A 15299-nucleotide genomic window follows, 5' to 3' on the forward strand; every position below is an offset into this window, starting at 1 on the left:
GCCCTTCTCCAGCCCGGCGATCAGGTCGCGAGCCTGCGGCGCGGAGCGTTCGGCGGGGGTGTCGTCCGGGGTCAGCGGGGCAAGCATGGCGGGCTCGATGTGATCTGGCTCAATGTAGCGGCGGTGGTCGTCGGAGCCGGAGATTCTCGAACCTTTGCGCGATATTCGCGCATCGAGCGATCAGCCGGACGAAACCGCCCTGGAGTGAGTGGGCACATACTCCGTCGCCAGCTGCGTGGCCACCAAGCCGCCGATCGCCAGCACGCCGCCGAGCAGCATCATCCACACCGCCGTGGCTGCGAACGCCCGCCAGCGCGTCACGCCGAAGGCCTGGCGGAACGCGCCCCAGGCGACCACGCACCAGATCGCGGTCAACGTCCAGGTCAGGGCGCCGGTGCCGAGCCCGGCGACGGCCGGCACGGCCTGCAGGCCGAGCTGCCGTTCGGTCACCGGCCCGTAGGCGCCCGTGGGCTCGACCCCGAAGCCGATGGCGCGGGCGAAGGCGCCGAACCAGCCGGGGTCGTAGAAGCTGGCGCCGAATCCGAACACCAGCGCACCGGCGGCCACGCCCAGCCAGGCGCCGCTGACCACATAGGCCATCACCAGCGTGATCTGCTGCAGCTCGATGCGCCGCCCGGCCGCCCGCCACGCGAGCGTGAGCGCCACCGAGGTCAGCGTCGTCAGCACCAGGCCGGCGAGCACCAGACCGAGCGAGCCGCCCACGAAGCGGCGCGCCAGCTCGCTGGGCGTGGCGGCGTCGCTCTGCAGCTGGAAGCCCAGCAGCACCAGCAGGCTGCCGACCAGCAGGCTGCCGAGCAGGAAGACGAGCGCCCGCACGTGGTCGATCGCCTGGCCGGTCTGCTGCTTGGCGATCATGCGCGTGGGGTGCGTGGCCAGCTCGAGCAGGCTGAGCGCGAAGCGTGCACCCGAGCCGAACAGCGGCGTGCTGCCCGGCAGCTCGCCCATCGCCGGCCGGTCGGACTCGATCACGTAGCGCGACTGAAGCGTGCGCATCAGCTGGTCGGTGTCGAAGTGCCAGCGCGACTCCGAGAGCTCGACGGCATTGATGCGCCAGAGCTCGCCGATCGAGGCCGGCAAGGCCTCGCGCGCCGGCATCTTCGCGCCCTCCACCAGCACCGGCACCACCGGCACGCCGGACTGCAGCGCCGTCTCGATCTCCTGGCGGACGAAATCGCCCTTGTCGTCGAGGCGGCGTCGTCCGCCGGCGTCACGCGCGTTCAGCCAGTCCGGGCCGATGATCGCCAGCATCACCGTCGAGGTGTTGATGGCGCGGCGGATGGCCTCGGTGAAGTCGTCGCCGGGGCTGATCGAATCGTGGTCGCGGAACACCCGGCCGGGGCCGAAATGCTCCTCCAGCCGATCGGCCAGCCGACCGGTGGCGCTGCTGCTGTCCTGCCGCCGGTAGGACAGGAAGATGTCGGGCATGGGCGCCCCCGCCGTGAAGGGGTCAGACGAGGGTGGCCGGATCCACGTTCGCGCCGCACAGCACGAGGGCGATGCGCTGCCCCGGCTTCGCCGAGACGGCACCGCTGCGCAAGGCCGCCAGCGGCAGGGCCGCGGCCGGTTCCACCGCGAGCTTCAGAGACTGCCACAGCCACCGCTGGGCGTCGAGGATGTCGGTGTCCCGCAGGAGCAGCGACTCCAGGGGATGGCGCTGGGCGACTTCCCATGCCAGGGCGCCAAGGCGGCGAGCGCCGAGCGCATCGGCGGCGATGCCGGAGACCTCGACGTCGACCGGCGTGCCGGCCGCCAGTGCGGCGTTGAGCGTCGGCGCCCGTTCCGGCTCGAGCGCGACCACCCGCGTGCGCCCTGCAAACCATGCCGCGAGACCGCCCACCAGCCCTCCGCCGCCCACGCTGACCAGCAGCGCCTCGGGCACGCCGGCCTGCGCCTCGATCTCGCGCGCCAGCGTGCCGGCGCCGGCCAGCACCTCGCCCTGGTCGTAGGCATGCGTCATGAGCGCACCGGTCTCGCGCTGGCGCTGCTGGCAGGCGGCCAGGGCGTCGGCATACACCGCGCCGGTCACGACCACAGTCGCGCCGAGTTGCTCGAGCCGTGCCCGCTTGGCCGGCGAGATCACCGTCGGCACGAAGATCTCGGCGCGCACGCCGAGCGCACGCGCCGCGACGGCGGTAGCGATGCCGGCATTGCCGCCGGACGCCGCGATCACGCCCGCGGGCGGGATGTCGTTCGCGAGCAGCCGGTTGAACATGCCGCGCGCCTTGAAGCTGCCCGATACCTGCAGCTGTTCGAGCTTGAGCCAGACCTCGAAAGCCGCGCCGGGCAGCCCGAGCTCGTCGCTGCGCAGCACCCACAGCGGCGTGCGCCGAACGTGCGGTGCGATGCGCGCCGCCGCGCCTTCGATGTCGGCGCGCGCGATCACACCCGCTCGACGATCAGCGCGATGCCCTGGCCGACGCCGATGCACATCGTGCACAGGGCGTAGCGGCCGCGGATGCGGTGCAACTGGTTGATCGCGGTCGTGACCAGCCGCGCACCGCTGGCGCCCAATGGGTGGCCGAGGGCGATCGCGCCGCCGTTCGGGTTGACGCGCGCATCGTCGTCCTTCAAGCCGAGATCGCGCAGCACCGCCAGGCCCTGGGCAGCGAAGGCCTCGTTGAGCTCGATCACGTCGATCTGCTCGAGCTTCAGGCCGGTGAGCTCGAGCACCTTGCGGGTGGCCGGCGCCGGGCCGATGCCCATGATGCGCGGCGGCACGCCGGCGGTGGCCATGCCGACCACGCGGGCGCGCGGCGTCAGGCCATGCTTCGCGGCGGCGGCTTCGCTGGCCAGCAGCAGCGCGCAGGCGCCGTCGTTGACGCCCGACGCGTTGCCGGCCGTCACCGTGCCGTCGGGGCGCACCACGCCCTTGAGCTTGGCCAGCGCCTCCAGGCTGGTCTCGCGCGGGTGCTCGTCCTTCGCAACGACGATCGGGTCGCCCTTCTTCTGGGCGATCGTCACCGGCGTGATCTCGGCTTCGAAGAAACCCGCCTTCTGTGCCGCCACCGCCTTGAGCTGCGAAGCCAGAGCCATGCGGTCCTGCGACTCGCGGTCGATGCGGAAGTCGGTGGCCACGTTCTCGGCCGTCTCCGGCATCGAGTCGACGCCATGCATCTCCTTCATCAGCTTGTTGACGAAGCGCCAGCCGATGGTGGTGTCGTAGACCGCGTTGGCGCGGCTGAAGGCCGTCTCCGCCTTGGGCATCACGAACGGGGCGCGGCTCATGCTCTCCACGCCGCCGGCGATCATCAGGCCGGCCTCGCCGCTCTTGATGGCGCGTGCGGCCGTGCCAACCGCGTCCATGCCCGAGCCGCACAGGCGGTTGATGGTGGCGCCGGGCAGGCCGATCGGCAGGCCGGCCAGCAGCGCGGCCATGCGCGCGACGTTGCGGTTGTCCTCGCCGGCCTGGTTGGCGCAACCGTAGATGACGTCGGTGACCGCCTCCCAGTCGAGCGAAGGGTGGCGCGCCATCAGGGCCTTGAGGGGCACCGCGGCCAGGTCGTCGGCACGCACCGACGAGAGAGCGCCGCCGTAGCGGCCGAAGGGCGTGCGCAGGGCGTCGCAGATGAAGGCGGAGGTCATGGTTCGATCCCTCGAAAGGCGGTTCGTATGTAGAACAATGGTTCTATTATAGAACTTTCAGTCCGGTTCCGGCCTTACTGCACAGGCTGGCGGCTCAAGTGTGCCGCGACGGCTGCCGAAACCCCTGGCAATCCCCGTCCCGGGCGCTGCCTTCCCGCCTTCATGTCCACCGCCACCGTCCAGGAAACCATCGATGTCGCCTCGCTGCGCGTCGGCATGTTCGTCCATCTGGACCTGGGCTGGCTGTCGCACCCGTTTCCGCTGAGCAGCTTCCGCATCAGCTCCGAGGAGCAGATCGCCACCATCCGCGCCCTCGGGCTGCGCCGCGTGCGCTGGAGCAGCGCCCATAGCGATCTGACCGAGGTCGCGGGCACGGCCGCCCCGGCCCGGCGGCATGAAGACACGGCGTTGCAGGCCCCGCAGGAATCGCCCGAGCAGCGCGCCCGCCGCGAGCACCGCGAGAAGCTGGCCGCGCAGCGCGCCGGCCTGCTTCAGTGCGAGCGCCAGTTCGCCGAGGCCACCCGCGAGATCAAGCGCGCCATGGAAATGGCCGGCGCCAAGCCCGAGGAGGCCGGCACCCACGCGACGGCGCTGGCGCGCGGCCTGGCCGACAAGATGCTCGGCGCCGGTGACCTGTGCATCCGGCTGCTCACCGAAGCCGCCGGCGACAAGGCCTCCGCCCACGCGCTGAACGTGACCCTGATCTCGATGCTGATGGGCCGCACCTTTGGCCTCGCAGAGCCGGACATGATCGACCTGGGCACCGGCGCGTTGATGCACGACGTCGGCAAGCTGGAACTGCCCGACCGCGTTCGCTACCGCGAAGACCACTTCAGCGCCGCCGAGCAGCGCCTGTACGAGGAGCACGTGGCCTTCGGCATCGCCGCGGCGCGTCGCATGGGCCTGAGCCCCGGCGCCTCGCTGGTGGTGGCCCAGCACCACGAGCATGCCGACGGCAGCGGCTTCCCGCTGAAGCTCAACACCGACCGCATGTCGCCGCTGGCGCGCATCGTGGCGCTGGTCAACCGCTACGACCGGCTGTGCAACCCGCACATCGTCGGCAAGGCGCTGACGCCGCACGAGGCGCTGTCAATGCTGTTCGCGCAGAGCAAGACCAAGTTCGACACCGCCATCCTCGGCGCCTTCATCAAGATGATGGGCGTCTACCCGCCGGGCTCGGCGGTGCAGCTCACCGACGACCGCTACGCGCTGGTGGTCTCGGTCAACTCGAGCCGGCCGCTCAAGCCGCGCGTGCTGGTGCACGAGAGCGGCGTGCCGCGCGACGAGGCGCTCATCGTCGATCTGGAGAAAGCCGAGGGCCTGGGCATCCGCCGCAGCCTGAGGCCGCAGCAGCTGCCGCCGACCACGCTGGCCTACCTGGCGCCGCGCCCGCGCGTGGCCTACTTCTTCGAGCCGGCCGGCGACGCGGCGTCATGAACGCGCTGGCGGCCTGGCGTACCCTTATCGAAGCCCTTCCGCAGGCGGTGTGGCTGGTCGACGAGACCTCGCTGGAGCTGGTGGTGGTGAACGCCGGCGCCGCGCGCCTGATGGGCTGCGACGGCGAAGCCCTGGTGGGCATGAACGCCGCCGCGCTGGCCGCCACGCCCGAAGACCTGTGCTATTGGGAGGAGGCCGCACGCGGCGCCCGCCAGGCGCTGAGTTCGCAGAGCTACCTGCGCCGATTCGACGGCACGACGGTGCCGGTCGCGCGCAGCATCCAGCACGTGGCGCTCGGCGGGACCGGCGCCGACATCGTCACGCTGCACGACTGCGGCGCGCAGCAGCGCACCGAGCGCGAGCTCGAGCTCGCCGCCGCGGAACTGTCGGCCACCCTCGAGTCGACCGCCGACGGCATCCTGGTGACCGACCTGGCCGGCCGCATCCGCCGCTGCAACCGGCGCTTCGCCGAACTGTGGGCGCTGCCCGACGACCTGCTGCTCGAACGCGACGACGCGGCCATCGCCGACTGGATGCGCCGCAGCGTGGCCGACCCCGCCGCCTACGGCCGTCGCCTGGACGAGATCGCCGAGGCGACGCTGCTGCAGGCCAGCGACGAGCTGCACCTGCACGGCGGGCGCGTGCTCGAGCGCATCGTGATGCCGCAGTGCAGCCGCGGCCGCCCGATCGGCCGCGTGTTCTCGTTCCGCGACATCACCGAGCGCATCGCCGCCAGCCGGCGCATCGAGACGCTGTCGCACACAGACGCGCTCACCGGGCTGCCCAACCGCTCGCTGCTGGCCGAGCGTGTCGGCCGCGCCCTGGCCCTGGCCGCACGGGAGGGCGAGCCCTTCGCGCTGCTGCTGCTGGACATCGACCACTTCAAGCACATCAACGACACCCTCGGCCATGCCTTCGGCGACCGCGTTCTGGTGGAGATCGGCGAGCGGCTCACCGGCAGCGTGCGCCAGATCGACACCGTGGCCCGCCTCGGCGGCGACGAGTTCGTGCTGCTCGCCCAGCGCTCGGACGCCGACGGCGCCGAAGCGACGGCGCGCCGCGTGATGGAGGCCCTGCAGCGGCCGTTCACGCTCGACGGACTGAACTTCACCGTGACGGCCAGCGTGGGCATTGCCCTGTATCCCGCCGATGGCGCCAGCCTGGACGAGCTGCTGCGCCATGCCGACGCCGCGATGCGCGAGGTCAAGGGCGCCGGCCGTGCGGCCTGGCGGTTCCACAAGCGCCGCCAGGACGCCGGCGAGGCCGAGCTGCGCACCCGCATGCAGCTCGACCACGCCATGCGCCAGGCGCTGGCGCGCGACCGCTTCCGGCTGCACTACCAGCCGCAGGTGGCGGTGGGCAGCGGCGCGATCATCGGCGCTGAGGCCCTGATTCGCTGGCGTGACCCCGAGCTCGGCGAGGTGTCGCCGGGCCGCTTCATACCGGTGGCCGAGGAAAGTGGCTTCATCGTCGCCATTGGCGACTGGGTGCTGCGCGAGGCCGTGGCGCAGGCCGCGCGCTGGCATCTGCAGGGACGGCCGATGCGCATGTCGGTGAACGTGTCGGCGCTGCAGTTCCGCCAGCCCGGCTTCGTCGATGGCGTGGCGCGCGTGCTGCGCGACAACGGTCTGCCCGGCCACCTGCTCGAGCTCGAGCTCACCGAGTCGATCCTGATCCAGGATGTCGAGGACACCCTGTCGCGCGTTCACGCGCTGGCCGCGCTCGGCGTGATGCTGGCCATCGACGACTTCGGCACCGGCTACTCCAGCCTGGGCTACCTGAAGCGGCTGCCGATCGGGCGGCTGAAGATCGACCGCAGCTTCATCACCGACCTGCCTGGAGACACCAGTGGCGCCAGCATCGTCGATGCGATCGTCAACCTCGGCCGGGCGCTGGGTCTGCAGGTAATCGCGGAAGGCGTGGAGACCGAGGCGCAGCGGCGCTTCCTCGGTCGCTGCGGCTGCCACGAATTCCAGGGCTGGCTGTTCGCGCCGGCGCTCGCCCCCGAGGAGTTCGAGGCGCTGCTCGCGCCGCAGGCCACGCCGCGGGTGGTGCCGTTGCCGCGCCGGCCCTCGCGCGCGCGGCGAGGCGCTGCCGCGGCCGCATCGGGCGATTGAGCGCGCGCACGCGCGGAACCCTGCGCGCTGGCTAGAGTCCCTCGCGCAAGGAGGTTGCGCGCATGGGTGCCCTGGACGCCGTCCTCGAACGCCGGCTCGCCGGCCTGACTCAACCACTGGCGCTCGAACTGCCGGGCGGCCAGCGCCTCGGCCCCGAGCGGGCGGCGGTCACGCTGAAGCTGGGGGGGCTGGGCACGCTCGCCCACCTCGCCACCGGCCGCATCGGCCGCATCGGCGAGGACTACGTCGAGGGCCGCCTCGACTTCGACGGCACGCTGCGCGACCTGATGGCGATCGCCGGGCAGCTCGCCGGCGACCCGCGACAGGCCGCCGTGCCGCCGCCCGCGCTGGCCTGGTGGCGCGCGCTGTGGCAGCAGCTGCGCTCGCGACAGAACCACCATCCGCAGGCCGATGCGCGGCAGGTGCAGTTCCACTACGACGTCTCCGACGACTTCTACGCGCTGTGGCTGGACCCGCTGCGCGTCTACTCCTGCGCCTACTACCGCGAGCGCACGATGACGCTGGCGCAGGCGCAGGAGGCCAAGCTCGATCACATCTGCCGCAAGCTGATGCTGCGTGACGGCGACCGATTCCTCGACATCGGCGCCGGTTGGGGTGGCCTGCTGCTGTGGGCCGCCGAGCACTACGGCGTGCACGCCACCGGCATCACGCTGTCGCGCCACCAGCATGCGCACGTCAGCCGCCTGATCGCGGAGCGCGGCCTGCGCGGGCGAGTGAGCATGCAACTGCTCGACTACCGCGACCTGCCGGAAGACGAGCCCTACGACCGCATCGCCTCGGTGGGCATGTTCGAGCACGTGGGGCTGGCCCAGCTGCCGGCCTACTTCGCCAAGATCCGCCGCCTGCTCAAGCCCGGCGGCCTGCTGCTCAACCACGGCATCACCGCCGGAGGCACACGCAACCACCAGCTCGGCGCCGGCATGGGCGACTTCATCGAGCGCTACATCTTCCCCGGTGGCGAGCTGCTGCACGCCTCGCACGTGCTCGAGGTGATGGCCGACCAGGGCCTGGAGGCGCTCGACGTGGAGAACCTGCGGCCGCACTACGCGCGCACGCTGTGGGCCTGGAGCGACGCGCTGGAGGCGCGGCTCGACGAGGCGCGGCGCATCGCCGGCGAGCGGGTGACGCGCGCCTTCCGGCTCTACCTGGCCGGCAGCGCGATGAGCTTCGAGCGCGGCTGGATCTCGCTGCACCAGATGCTGGCCGCGCGGCCCGACGGCGATCCGGCTGCCGGCGCGCTCGCAGGCGCACAATCGGCGTATCCGTTCAACCGCGGGTACATGTACCCGAGCGTGCCCTCCGCATGATCTACAAGTTCAAGTCCAAGGCCGCCGGCGACCTCATCATGATGGGCCCGACCGGCGACCACGTGCTGCGCATCATCGGCAAGGAACCGGGCCCGAAGGGCATCATCGAGCCGGCGGCGATGCCGGCGGCGATGGTGGCCATCGAGCACGCGGTGACCGAGGAGGAAGCGGCGCGTGCGAAGGCCGAGCGCGAGGCCGAGGCCGAGGGCCGCACGCTGGGGCCGCGCGAGGGCGTGTCGCTGCGCCAGCGCGCCTGGCCGATGATCGAGATGATGAAACGCGCCCATGCGGCCGGCAAAGAGATCGTCTGGGGCGTCTGAGGAGGGATTTCGCGATGAGACTCTGGAGCGAGAGCTGGGTCGACGGAGAACGCATTCCGGCGCGTTGCGCCGCAGGGCGCCGCGTCGACGGCGGCGTCGGCTTCTCCGACAACCTCAACCCGCACCTGGCATGGAGCGAGGCGCCGGCAGGCACACGCTCCTTCGCGCTGATCTGCCACGACTTCGACGTGCCCAGCCGCGGCGACGACGTCAACCGCAGCGACCGCGAGGTGCCGGAAGACCTGCCGCGGGTCGACTTCTTCCACTGGGTGATGGTCGACCTGCCGGCCTCGCTGGCGGCCATCGCCGAGGGCGAGTTCAGCCGCGGCTTCACCGCGCGCGGCAAGAGCGGCCCGGCCACGCTGCACGGCGCGCGGCACGGCCTGAACGACTACACCGGCTGGTTCGCGCAGGACAAGGAGATGGCCGGCCAGTATTTCGGCTACGACGGCCCGTTCCCGCCCTTCAACGACTCCCTCGTGCACCACTACGTGTTCACGTTGTATGCGCTGAACGTGGCACGCGCGCCGATCGACGGCGTGTTCACCGGGCCCCAGGTGCGCCAGGCGATCTACCCGCACGTGCTGGCCGAGGCCACCTACTCGGGCACCTACACGCTCAACCGCCGGCTGATCGGGTGAGCATGGCGCAGGCACCCGAGGGGCAGATCACCCGCATCGTCGCCATCCGCCACGGCGAGACCGCCTGGAACGTCGACACCCGCATCCAGGGCCAGCTCGACGTGCCGCTGAACGACAAGGGGCTGTGGCAGGCGCGCCGGCTGGCCGACGCGCTGGCAGACGAGGGCGTGGGCGTCGTCTACGCGAGCGACCTGCAGCGCGCCTGGCAGACGGCGCAGCCGCTGGCCGAGCGGCTGGGCCTCGTGCCGCGGCCCGAGCCGGGCCTGCGCGAGCGCGCCTTCGGCGTGTTCGAGGGCCTGACCTGGGCCGAGATCGAGCGCGACCACCCCGAGGCCAGCGAGCGCTGGCGACGCCGCGACCCCGACTTCGGCCCCGCGGGCGGCGAGACGCTGGCCGCGTTCTATGCCCGCTGCGTGGCTTGCATCACCGCGCTCGCCGAGCGCCACCCCGGCGAGGTGCTGGCGGTGGTGGCGCACGGCGGCGTGCTCGATTGCCTGTACCGCGCTGCCACCCGTGCCGAGCTGCGCGCGCCGCGCACCTGGCAGCTGGGCAACGCCAGCATCAACCGGGTGCTGTACACGCCGCAGGGCCTGGCGATGGTCGGCTGGGCCGACACCGGCCACCTCGATGGCGCAGTGCACGACGAATTCAGCGACGCGCTCGCGCGCCGTGCTACCGCAGGAAGTGCCTCATGAGCATCGCTGCCGCCGCCCGCGTGGGCGACCCGGTGGCCGCCACCGCCACGCCGGCGCTGGTGGTCGACCTCGATGCGCTGGAGCGCAACATCGAACGCATGGCTGCCTTCGCGCGGCAGCACCGGATGCGGCTGCGCCCGCACGCCAAGACGCACAAGTGTGCCGAGATCGCGCGGCGTCAAGTGGCCGCCGGCGCGGTGGGCGTGTGCGTGCAGAAGACCTCCGAGGCGCTGGCGCTCGCCGGTGCCGGCGTCGGTGACATCTACGTGAGCAACGAGGTGATCGACGAGGCCAGGCTGCGCGAGCTGGCGGCGCTGGCGGGGCGTGTGAAGCTGTCCATCGCCGTCGATTCAGCGCTCGGCGTCGACCGACTCGCCACGGCGCTGAAGGCGGCAGGCACCTCGGCCGACGTGTACGTCGAGGTCGACGTCGGCCACGGCCGCTGCGGCGTCGCCCCGGCCGCCGCCGTTGCGCTGGCCCACCAGGTGGTCTCGCACGGCTTGCGCTTCGCCGGACTGCAGGCCTACCACGGCCGTGCCCAGCACCTGCGCACGCCGGCCGAGCGCGAAAGCGCGATCCGCCATGCGGTGAGCCTGGCGCGCGCTGCGCAGGCCAGCGTCACCTCGGCCGGCATCGCCTGCCCGCTGGTCACCGGCGCGGGCACCGGCACCTTCGTGCTCGAGGCGGCCAGCGGCCTGTACGGCGAACTGCAGGCCGGCAGCTACGTGTTCATGGACCGCGACTACGCCGACAACCATGCCACGCCGCATGCGCCGGTCTTCGAGCATGCGCTGTTCCTGAAGAGCCAGGTGATGAGCGCGGGCAGCTCGCACGTGGTGGTGGACGCGGGGCACAAGTCGCACGCCATCGACTCCGGCCTGCCGCGGGTGCACGGCCACGACGTCGAGTTCGTCAACGGCGGCGACGAGCACGGCATCCTGCGCAAGCGCGGCAGCGCACCGCTGCCGGCGCTCGGCGAGACGGTCTGGCTGATCCCCGGCCACTGCGACCCGACGGTCAACCTGCACGAGCACTACATCGCGGTGCGCGGCGGGCTGGAGGCGGGCCGCGTCGAGGCCGTCTGGCCGATCGAGGCGCGCGGCTGCATCCGGTAAGGGCACGATCGTGGCGCTGACCGGACCGCAGGTGATCGTGCTGGCCACGCCGGTGTTCCTGGCGCTGATCGCGCTGGAGTTCGCCGTCGGCCGCCTGCGCAGGCGCGACACCTACCGCCTCGCCGATGCGCTGAGCAGCATCGGCCTGGGCATCATGAGCCAGCTCACGGGGTTGTTCGTCACGCTGCTCACCGTGGGCATCTACACCGCCGTGCATGCGCACCTGGCCCTGTGGACGCTGCCGACGGATTCGCCCTGGGTGTGGATCGGCGCGCTGGTCGCCTACGACTTCTTCTACTACTGGCATCACCGCGCCGGCCACCGCATCGCGCTGTTCTGGGCCTCGCACGCGGTGCACCACCAGAGCGAGGACTACAACCTCTCCACCGCGCTGCGCCAGACCAGCGGCGGCTGGGTGGCCGGCTGGATCTTCTACCTGCCGATGGCGCTGGCGGGCGTGCCGCCGCTGGTGTTCGCGGTGGTGGCGCTGATCGACCTGCTCTACCAGTATTGGGTGCACACGCAGCAGATCGGCCGCCTGGGCTGGTTCGACCGCTGGTTCTGCGCGCCGAGCAACCATCGTGTGCACCATGCGGTGAACGACCGCTACCTCGACCGCAACTACGGCGGCATCCTGATCGTCTGGGACCGGATGTTCGGCACCTTCGCCGAGGAAGACGACACCGAGCCCTGCGTCTACGGTACGCGCTCGCCGCTGCGCAGCTGGAACCCGGTCTGGGCCAACCTGCAGGTCTACTGGGAGCTGGCCAAGGATTCGTGGCGCGCGGCGTCGTGGGCCGACAAGCTGCGCGTCTGGCTGAAGCCGCCGGGCTGGCGCCCGGCCGACGTGGCGGCGCGCTGGCCCAAGCCGGCCTTCGACATCGCCGCCGTGCAGCGCTACGGCCCGCCGCTGTCGCGCGGCGCGGCCGTGGCGGCGATCGTGCTGTTCGCCGTGCTGCTGGCCGGCACGGCGGCGCTGCTGTGGAACGCGCACCGCATCGAGCCCGTTGTACTGTGGGCCGGCGCCGCGACCATCGTGGCCGGGCTGTGGGCGGTGGGCGCGCTGTGCACGCCCGCGGCTACTCGGCGAACAGGTCCGGCCCGCCCGGGCTCTTCGGCGGCGTGACGCCCAGGTGCCGGTAGGCCGCCAGCGTGGCCACGCGGCCGCGCGGCGTGCGCTGCAGGAAGCCCTGCTGGATCAGGTAGGGCTCGATCACGTCCTCGATGGTGTCGCGCTCCTCGCCGATCGCCGCGGCGATGTTGTCCAGCCCCACCGGGCCGCCATCGAAGCGGTGGATCACCGCCTCCAGCAGCTTGCGGTCCATCAGGTCGAAGCCGAGCGGATCGACGTCGAGCATGGCCAGGGCCCTCTCCGCCTGCGCCTTGACGATGCGGCCATCGCCCTTGACCTCGACGTAGTCGCGCACGCGGCGCAGCAGCCGGTTGGCGATGCGCGGCGTGCCGCGCGAGCGGCGCGCAATCTCGAAGGCGCCTTCCTCGTCGGTGGCCACCTCGAGCAGTCCTGCCGAGCGGCGCACGATGCGGGCCAGCTCCTCGGCCGTGTAGAACTCCAGCCGCGCGACGATGCCGAAGCGGTCGCGCAGCGGGTTGGTCAGCATGCCGGCGCGGGTGGTCGCGCCCACCAGGGTGAAGGGCTGCAGGTCGAGCTTGATCGAGCGCGCCGCCGGGCCCTCGCCGATCATGATGTCGATCTGGTAGTCCTCCAGCGCCGGGTAGAGGATCTCCTCGACGACCGGGCTGAGGCGGTGGATCTCGTCGATGAAGAGCACGTCGTTGCGCTCGAGGTTGGTGAGGATCGCCGCCAGGTCCTTGGGCTTCTCGAGCACCGGGCCGGAGGTCTGGCGCAGGTTCACGCCGAGCTCGTTGGCGATGATGTGCGACAGGGTCGTCTTGCCCAGGCCCGGCGGGCCGAACAGCAGCACGTGGTCCATCGCCTCGCTGCGCTTCCTGGCCGCGCCGATGAAGATCTCCAGCTGCTCGCGCACCTTGGCCTGGCCGACGTAGTCGCCCAGGCCCTTGGGCCGCAGCGCCCGCTCGATCGCCTCCTCGTTGGGCGAGGCCGGGGCGGCGCTGACCACCCGCCTTGCCGGGGCGAAATCGTCGGTCTGGATGCTCATGCGCGATTATGGCCACGGGCGGAAGGGGAGCCTTCCTACCTGCAGGCGCGGGGCTCGTTCCCTGGTCGGCCTTGCTAACATTCGGGGCATGCACGCCGTCCGTCGTCTTTTCCGCCAGGCCGCCGCGCTCGCGCTCGTCGCGATGCTTGGCCTCGCGCTGGCGCCGACGGTGTCGCATGCGCTGGCCACCCAGCTGGCCAGTGCGCAGCCGTGGAACGAGCTGTGCTCGGTCGACGGCGAGTCGGACGCCGGCGCGCGCCTGGCCCACTGCCCGCTGTGCGCCCAACCCGGGCACACGCCGGCCTTGCCGGCGACGCCGCTGTCGCTGGGCGCGCTGCCCGCGGCCAGCCAGCAGGCGCCCGCGGCCGTGCCGACGGGTGTCGTGGTGGCCTTCGTGCGCGTGGCGCCGCCATCGCGCGCACCGCCGATGGTCGTTCCGGCCTGACGAAGCTCAGGCTTCTTCGCTCGAACCGTCACGCCAGCGGCCCGTGGCCGCGGCGACTCACGACCTTTCCGGACACGACCCATGAACACCTTCCTTTCCCGTTCCATCGCCCTCGCCGCCGCGCTGCTCGCCGCCGGTGCCGCCGCTGCCCAGACCACCATCCAGGACGCCTGGGTGCGCGGCATGGTGGCGCCGCAGCGCGCCACCGGCGCCTTCATGAAGATCACCTCCCCTCAAGGCGCCAGGCTCGTCGCCGTGAGTTCGCCTGCGGCGCGTGTGGCCGAGGTGCACGAGATGGTGATGCAAGGCGACGTGATGGCGATGCGTGCCATCGAGGCGCTGGAGCTGCCGGCCGGCAAGACCGTCGAGCTCAAGCCCGGCGGCCACCACCTGATGCTGATGGGCATCGATCAGCCCCTGAAGGCGGGCGAGACGGTGCCGTTGACCCTCACCGTCGAGGGCAAGGACGGCAAGCGCGAGACCATCGAGCTGAAGGTGCCGGTGAAGGCGGTGAACGCTGCGGCTGCGGCGCAGCCCATGCACAAGCACTGATCGCCGCGCGTCTTCGCGATCCGCGTGTGCTAACGCCCGCCGGCCGCTGACGGCCGCGCGGTGCGCCGTCGCGCGCCCTTCCACCGCCCTCAGGATTCCTCCATGACGCCATGCCGCCATGCCCGGCCGGCCGCTGCCTGCGTGCTCGCCTGGCCCCTGTTCGCCGTCGCCCAGCAGGGCGACACCCCACCCCCCGACGACACCAGCTTTCGCCTCGGCCGGGTCGAGATCCGTGCCCGCGCCAGCGGCCCGCTGCCGACGCGCCGCCTGCTCACCTCCGTCGACGTGGTGGCCGGCCCGCCGGTGCAGGACGCGCCGGTGCGCGACACCTTCGAGCTCTTCAGCCTCGTGCCCGGCGTGATGCTCACCGACTTCAACCAGGGCACCACCTCCGGCAAGCCGTCGTTCCGCGGCTTCAACGGCGAAGGCGAGGTCAACGCCGTCAAGCTGCTGATCGACGGCGTTCCGTCGAACAGCAACGACGGCAACATGCCCTACCTGGGCATGGTGTTCCCACTGGCGATCGAGAGCATCACCACCGTGCGCGGCACCAATGACGCGCGCTTCGGCCTGCACAACATCGCCGGCAACATCGACGTGGCCACGCGCACCGGCGGCAACGGCACGGAAGGCCGGCTCGGCCTCGGGCCGAAGGGCCTGGTCGACCTGCAGCTGGCGCACGACAGCGAGCGCGGTGAATGGACGCGCAACCTGTTCTTCGGCCTGCGCGACGGCCGCGGCCACCGCGAGCACAGCGAAGCGCAGCGGCTGGCCGCATCGGGCAAGTGGTTCTGGAATCCCACCGGCGCGAGCTGGCGAGTCGGGCTGGTGTTGCGCCACCACGGGGTCGACGCCGAGGAGCCGGGCTACCTGAGCGAAGCCGATGCCCGTGCCACGCCCGAGCTCTC

14 protein-coding genes and 1 pseudogene are annotated in these 15299 nt (G+C 71.8%); 11 read left to right on the forward strand and 4 right to left on the reverse strand.

Going from position 1 to position 15299, the window contains the following annotated elements; translation table 11 throughout:
• Nucleotides 1-180: 180 nt before the first annotated feature.
• Genes AB7U92_RS07560 through pcaF form a run of 3 tightly spaced genes read right to left on the reverse strand, consistent with a single transcriptional unit; the run spans nucleotide 181 to nucleotide 3603 of the window.
• Nucleotides 181-1446 (reverse strand): toll/interleukin-1 receptor domain-containing protein, encoded by a 1266-nt coding sequence (locus tag AB7U92_RS07560; protein WP_428575569.1) that lies wholly within the window; start codon nucleotides 1444-1446, stop codon nucleotides 181-183.
• Nucleotides 1447-1468: 22 nt separating this feature from the next.
• On the reverse strand, nucleotides 1469-2404 hold the full coding sequence (locus tag AB7U92_RS07565) for a threonine/serine dehydratase (RefSeq protein WP_428575570.1): 936 nt from the start codon (nucleotides 2402-2404) through the stop codon (nucleotides 1469-1471).
• The gene (pcaF, locus tag AB7U92_RS07570; RefSeq protein ID WP_428575571.1) at nucleotides 2401-3603 is read right to left on the reverse strand and encodes a 3-oxoadipyl-CoA thiolase; all 1203 of its coding nucleotides are present in this window, start codon (nucleotides 3601-3603) and stop codon (nucleotides 2401-2403) included. Before pcaF ends, AB7U92_RS07565 begins: the two co-directional genes overlap by 4 nt.
• A 162-nt stretch (nucleotides 3604-3765) precedes the next feature.
• Between pcaF and AB7U92_RS07575 the strand changes: the two genes are divergently transcribed.
• From AB7U92_RS07575 to AB7U92_RS07610, 8 genes and pseudogenes are all read left to right on the forward strand, one after another.
• Entirely contained in the window at nucleotides 3766-5040 is a 1275-nt protein-coding gene (locus tag AB7U92_RS07575; RefSeq protein WP_428575572.1) for an HD-GYP domain-containing protein, read from the forward strand.
• The gene (locus AB7U92_RS07580; RefSeq protein ID WP_428575573.1) at nucleotides 5037-7157 is read left to right on the forward strand and encodes a putative bifunctional diguanylate cyclase/phosphodiesterase; all 2121 of its coding nucleotides are present in this window, start codon (nucleotides 5037-5039) and stop codon (nucleotides 7155-7157) included. The genes AB7U92_RS07575 and AB7U92_RS07580 overlap by 4 nt, the downstream gene beginning before the upstream one ends.
• A 62-nt stretch (nucleotides 7158-7219) precedes the next feature.
• The gene (locus tag AB7U92_RS07585) at nucleotides 7220-8485 is read left to right on the forward strand and encodes a class I SAM-dependent methyltransferase (RefSeq protein WP_428575574.1); all 1266 of its coding nucleotides are present in this window, start codon (nucleotides 7220-7222) and stop codon (nucleotides 8483-8485) included.
• The gene (locus AB7U92_RS07590) at nucleotides 8482-8805 is read left to right on the forward strand and encodes a DUF1840 domain-containing protein (protein ID WP_428575575.1); all 324 of its coding nucleotides are present in this window, start codon (nucleotides 8482-8484) and stop codon (nucleotides 8803-8805) included. The genes AB7U92_RS07585 and AB7U92_RS07590 overlap by 4 nt, the downstream gene beginning before the upstream one ends.
• A gap of 14 nt (nucleotides 8806-8819) precedes the next feature.
• Nucleotides 8820-9446 carry a YbhB/YbcL family Raf kinase inhibitor-like protein gene (locus tag AB7U92_RS07595; protein ID WP_428575576.1) on the forward strand — a complete coding sequence of 209 codons (627 nt, stop codon included), beginning with the start codon at nucleotides 8820-8822 and terminating at the stop codon, nucleotides 9444-9446.
• Between the two features lie 2 nt (nucleotides 9447-9448).
• Nucleotides 9449-10141 (forward strand): histidine phosphatase family protein, encoded by a 693-nt coding sequence (locus AB7U92_RS07600; RefSeq protein ID WP_428575582.1) that lies wholly within the window; start codon nucleotides 9449-9451, stop codon nucleotides 10139-10141.
• A complete protein-coding gene (locus AB7U92_RS07605; protein ID WP_428575577.1) occupies nucleotides 10138-11256 on the forward strand; it encodes a DSD1 family PLP-dependent enzyme in 1119 nt (372 codons plus the stop codon). The genes AB7U92_RS07600 and AB7U92_RS07605 overlap by 4 nt, the downstream gene beginning before the upstream one ends.
• 16 nt (nucleotides 11257-11272) lie before the next feature.
• Nucleotides 11273-12319, forward strand: a pseudogene (locus AB7U92_RS07610) (sterol desaturase family protein); the annotation flags it as partial.
• Nucleotides 12320-12335: 16 nt separating this feature from the next.
• Here AB7U92_RS07610 and ruvB read toward each other — a convergent pair.
• The gene (gene ruvB / locus AB7U92_RS07615; RefSeq protein ID WP_428575578.1) at nucleotides 12336-13394 is read right to left on the reverse strand and encodes a Holliday junction branch migration DNA helicase RuvB; all 1059 of its coding nucleotides are present in this window, start codon (nucleotides 13392-13394) and stop codon (nucleotides 12336-12338) included.
• An 88-nt stretch (nucleotides 13395-13482) separates the two neighbouring features.
• Here ruvB and AB7U92_RS07620 point away from each other — a divergent pair, with 88 nt between their 5' ends.
• The 3 genes from AB7U92_RS07620 to AB7U92_RS07630 all read left to right on the forward strand — a co-directional run.
• Nucleotides 13483-13839 carry a DUF2946 family protein gene (locus AB7U92_RS07620; RefSeq protein ID WP_428575579.1) on the forward strand — a complete coding sequence of 119 codons (357 nt, stop codon included), beginning with the start codon at nucleotides 13483-13485 and terminating at the stop codon, nucleotides 13837-13839.
• Nucleotides 13840-13920: 81 nt separating this feature from the next.
• Nucleotides 13921-14391: a copper chaperone PCu(A)C gene (locus tag AB7U92_RS07625; protein WP_428575580.1), complete on the forward strand. Its 471-nt coding sequence runs from the start codon at nucleotides 13921-13923 to the stop codon at nucleotides 14389-14391.
• Nucleotides 14392-14493: 102 nt separating this feature from the next.
• Nucleotides 14494-15299 (forward strand): TonB-dependent receptor plug domain-containing protein (locus tag AB7U92_RS07630; RefSeq protein ID WP_428575581.1); only part of this gene is annotated, 806 nt, incomplete at its 3' end.

The sequence above is a fragment of the Piscinibacter sp. genome, assembly GCF_050175855.1.
In the GTDB taxonomy this organism is placed as follows: domain Bacteria; phylum Pseudomonadota; class Gammaproteobacteria; order Burkholderiales; family Burkholderiaceae_C; genus Piscinibacter.

Coding starts and splice junctions, on each gene's coding strand:
- AB7U92_RS07605 (WP_428575577.1), top strand. CDS start 10,138: ATGAGCATCGCTGCCGCCGCCCGCGTGGGCGACCCGGTGGCCGCCACC.
- AB7U92_RS07600 (WP_428575582.1), top strand. CDS start 9,449: ATGGCGCAGGCACCCGAGGGGCAGATCACCCGCATCGTCGCCATCCGC.
- AB7U92_RS07585 (WP_428575574.1), top strand. CDS start 7,220: ATGGGTGCCCTGGACGCCGTCCTCGAACGCCGGCTCGCCGGCCTGACT.
- pcaF (WP_428575571.1), bottom strand. CDS start 3,603: ATGACCTCCGCCTTCATCTGCGACGCCCTGCGCACGCCCTTCGGCCGC.
- AB7U92_RS07575 (WP_428575572.1), top strand. CDS start 3,766: ATGTCCACCGCCACCGTCCAGGAAACCATCGATGTCGCCTCGCTGCGC.
- AB7U92_RS07560 (WP_428575569.1), bottom strand. CDS start 1,446: ATGCCCGACATCTTCCTGTCCTACCGGCGGCAGGACAGCAGCAGCGCC.
- AB7U92_RS07625 (WP_428575580.1), top strand. CDS start 13,921: ATGAACACCTTCCTTTCCCGTTCCATCGCCCTCGCCGCCGCGCTGCTC.
- ruvB (WP_428575578.1), bottom strand. CDS start 13,394: ATGAGCATCCAGACCGACGATTTCGCCCCGGCAAGGCGGGTGGTCAGC.
- AB7U92_RS07595 (WP_428575576.1), top strand. CDS start 8,820: ATGAGACTCTGGAGCGAGAGCTGGGTCGACGGAGAACGCATTCCGGCG.
- AB7U92_RS07590 (WP_428575575.1), top strand. CDS start 8,482: ATGATCTACAAGTTCAAGTCCAAGGCCGCCGGCGACCTCATCATGATG.
- AB7U92_RS07620 (WP_428575579.1), top strand. CDS start 13,483: ATGCACGCCGTCCGTCGTCTTTTCCGCCAGGCCGCCGCGCTCGCGCTC.
- AB7U92_RS07580 (WP_428575573.1), top strand. CDS start 5,037: ATGAACGCGCTGGCGGCCTGGCGTACCCTTATCGAAGCCCTTCCGCAG.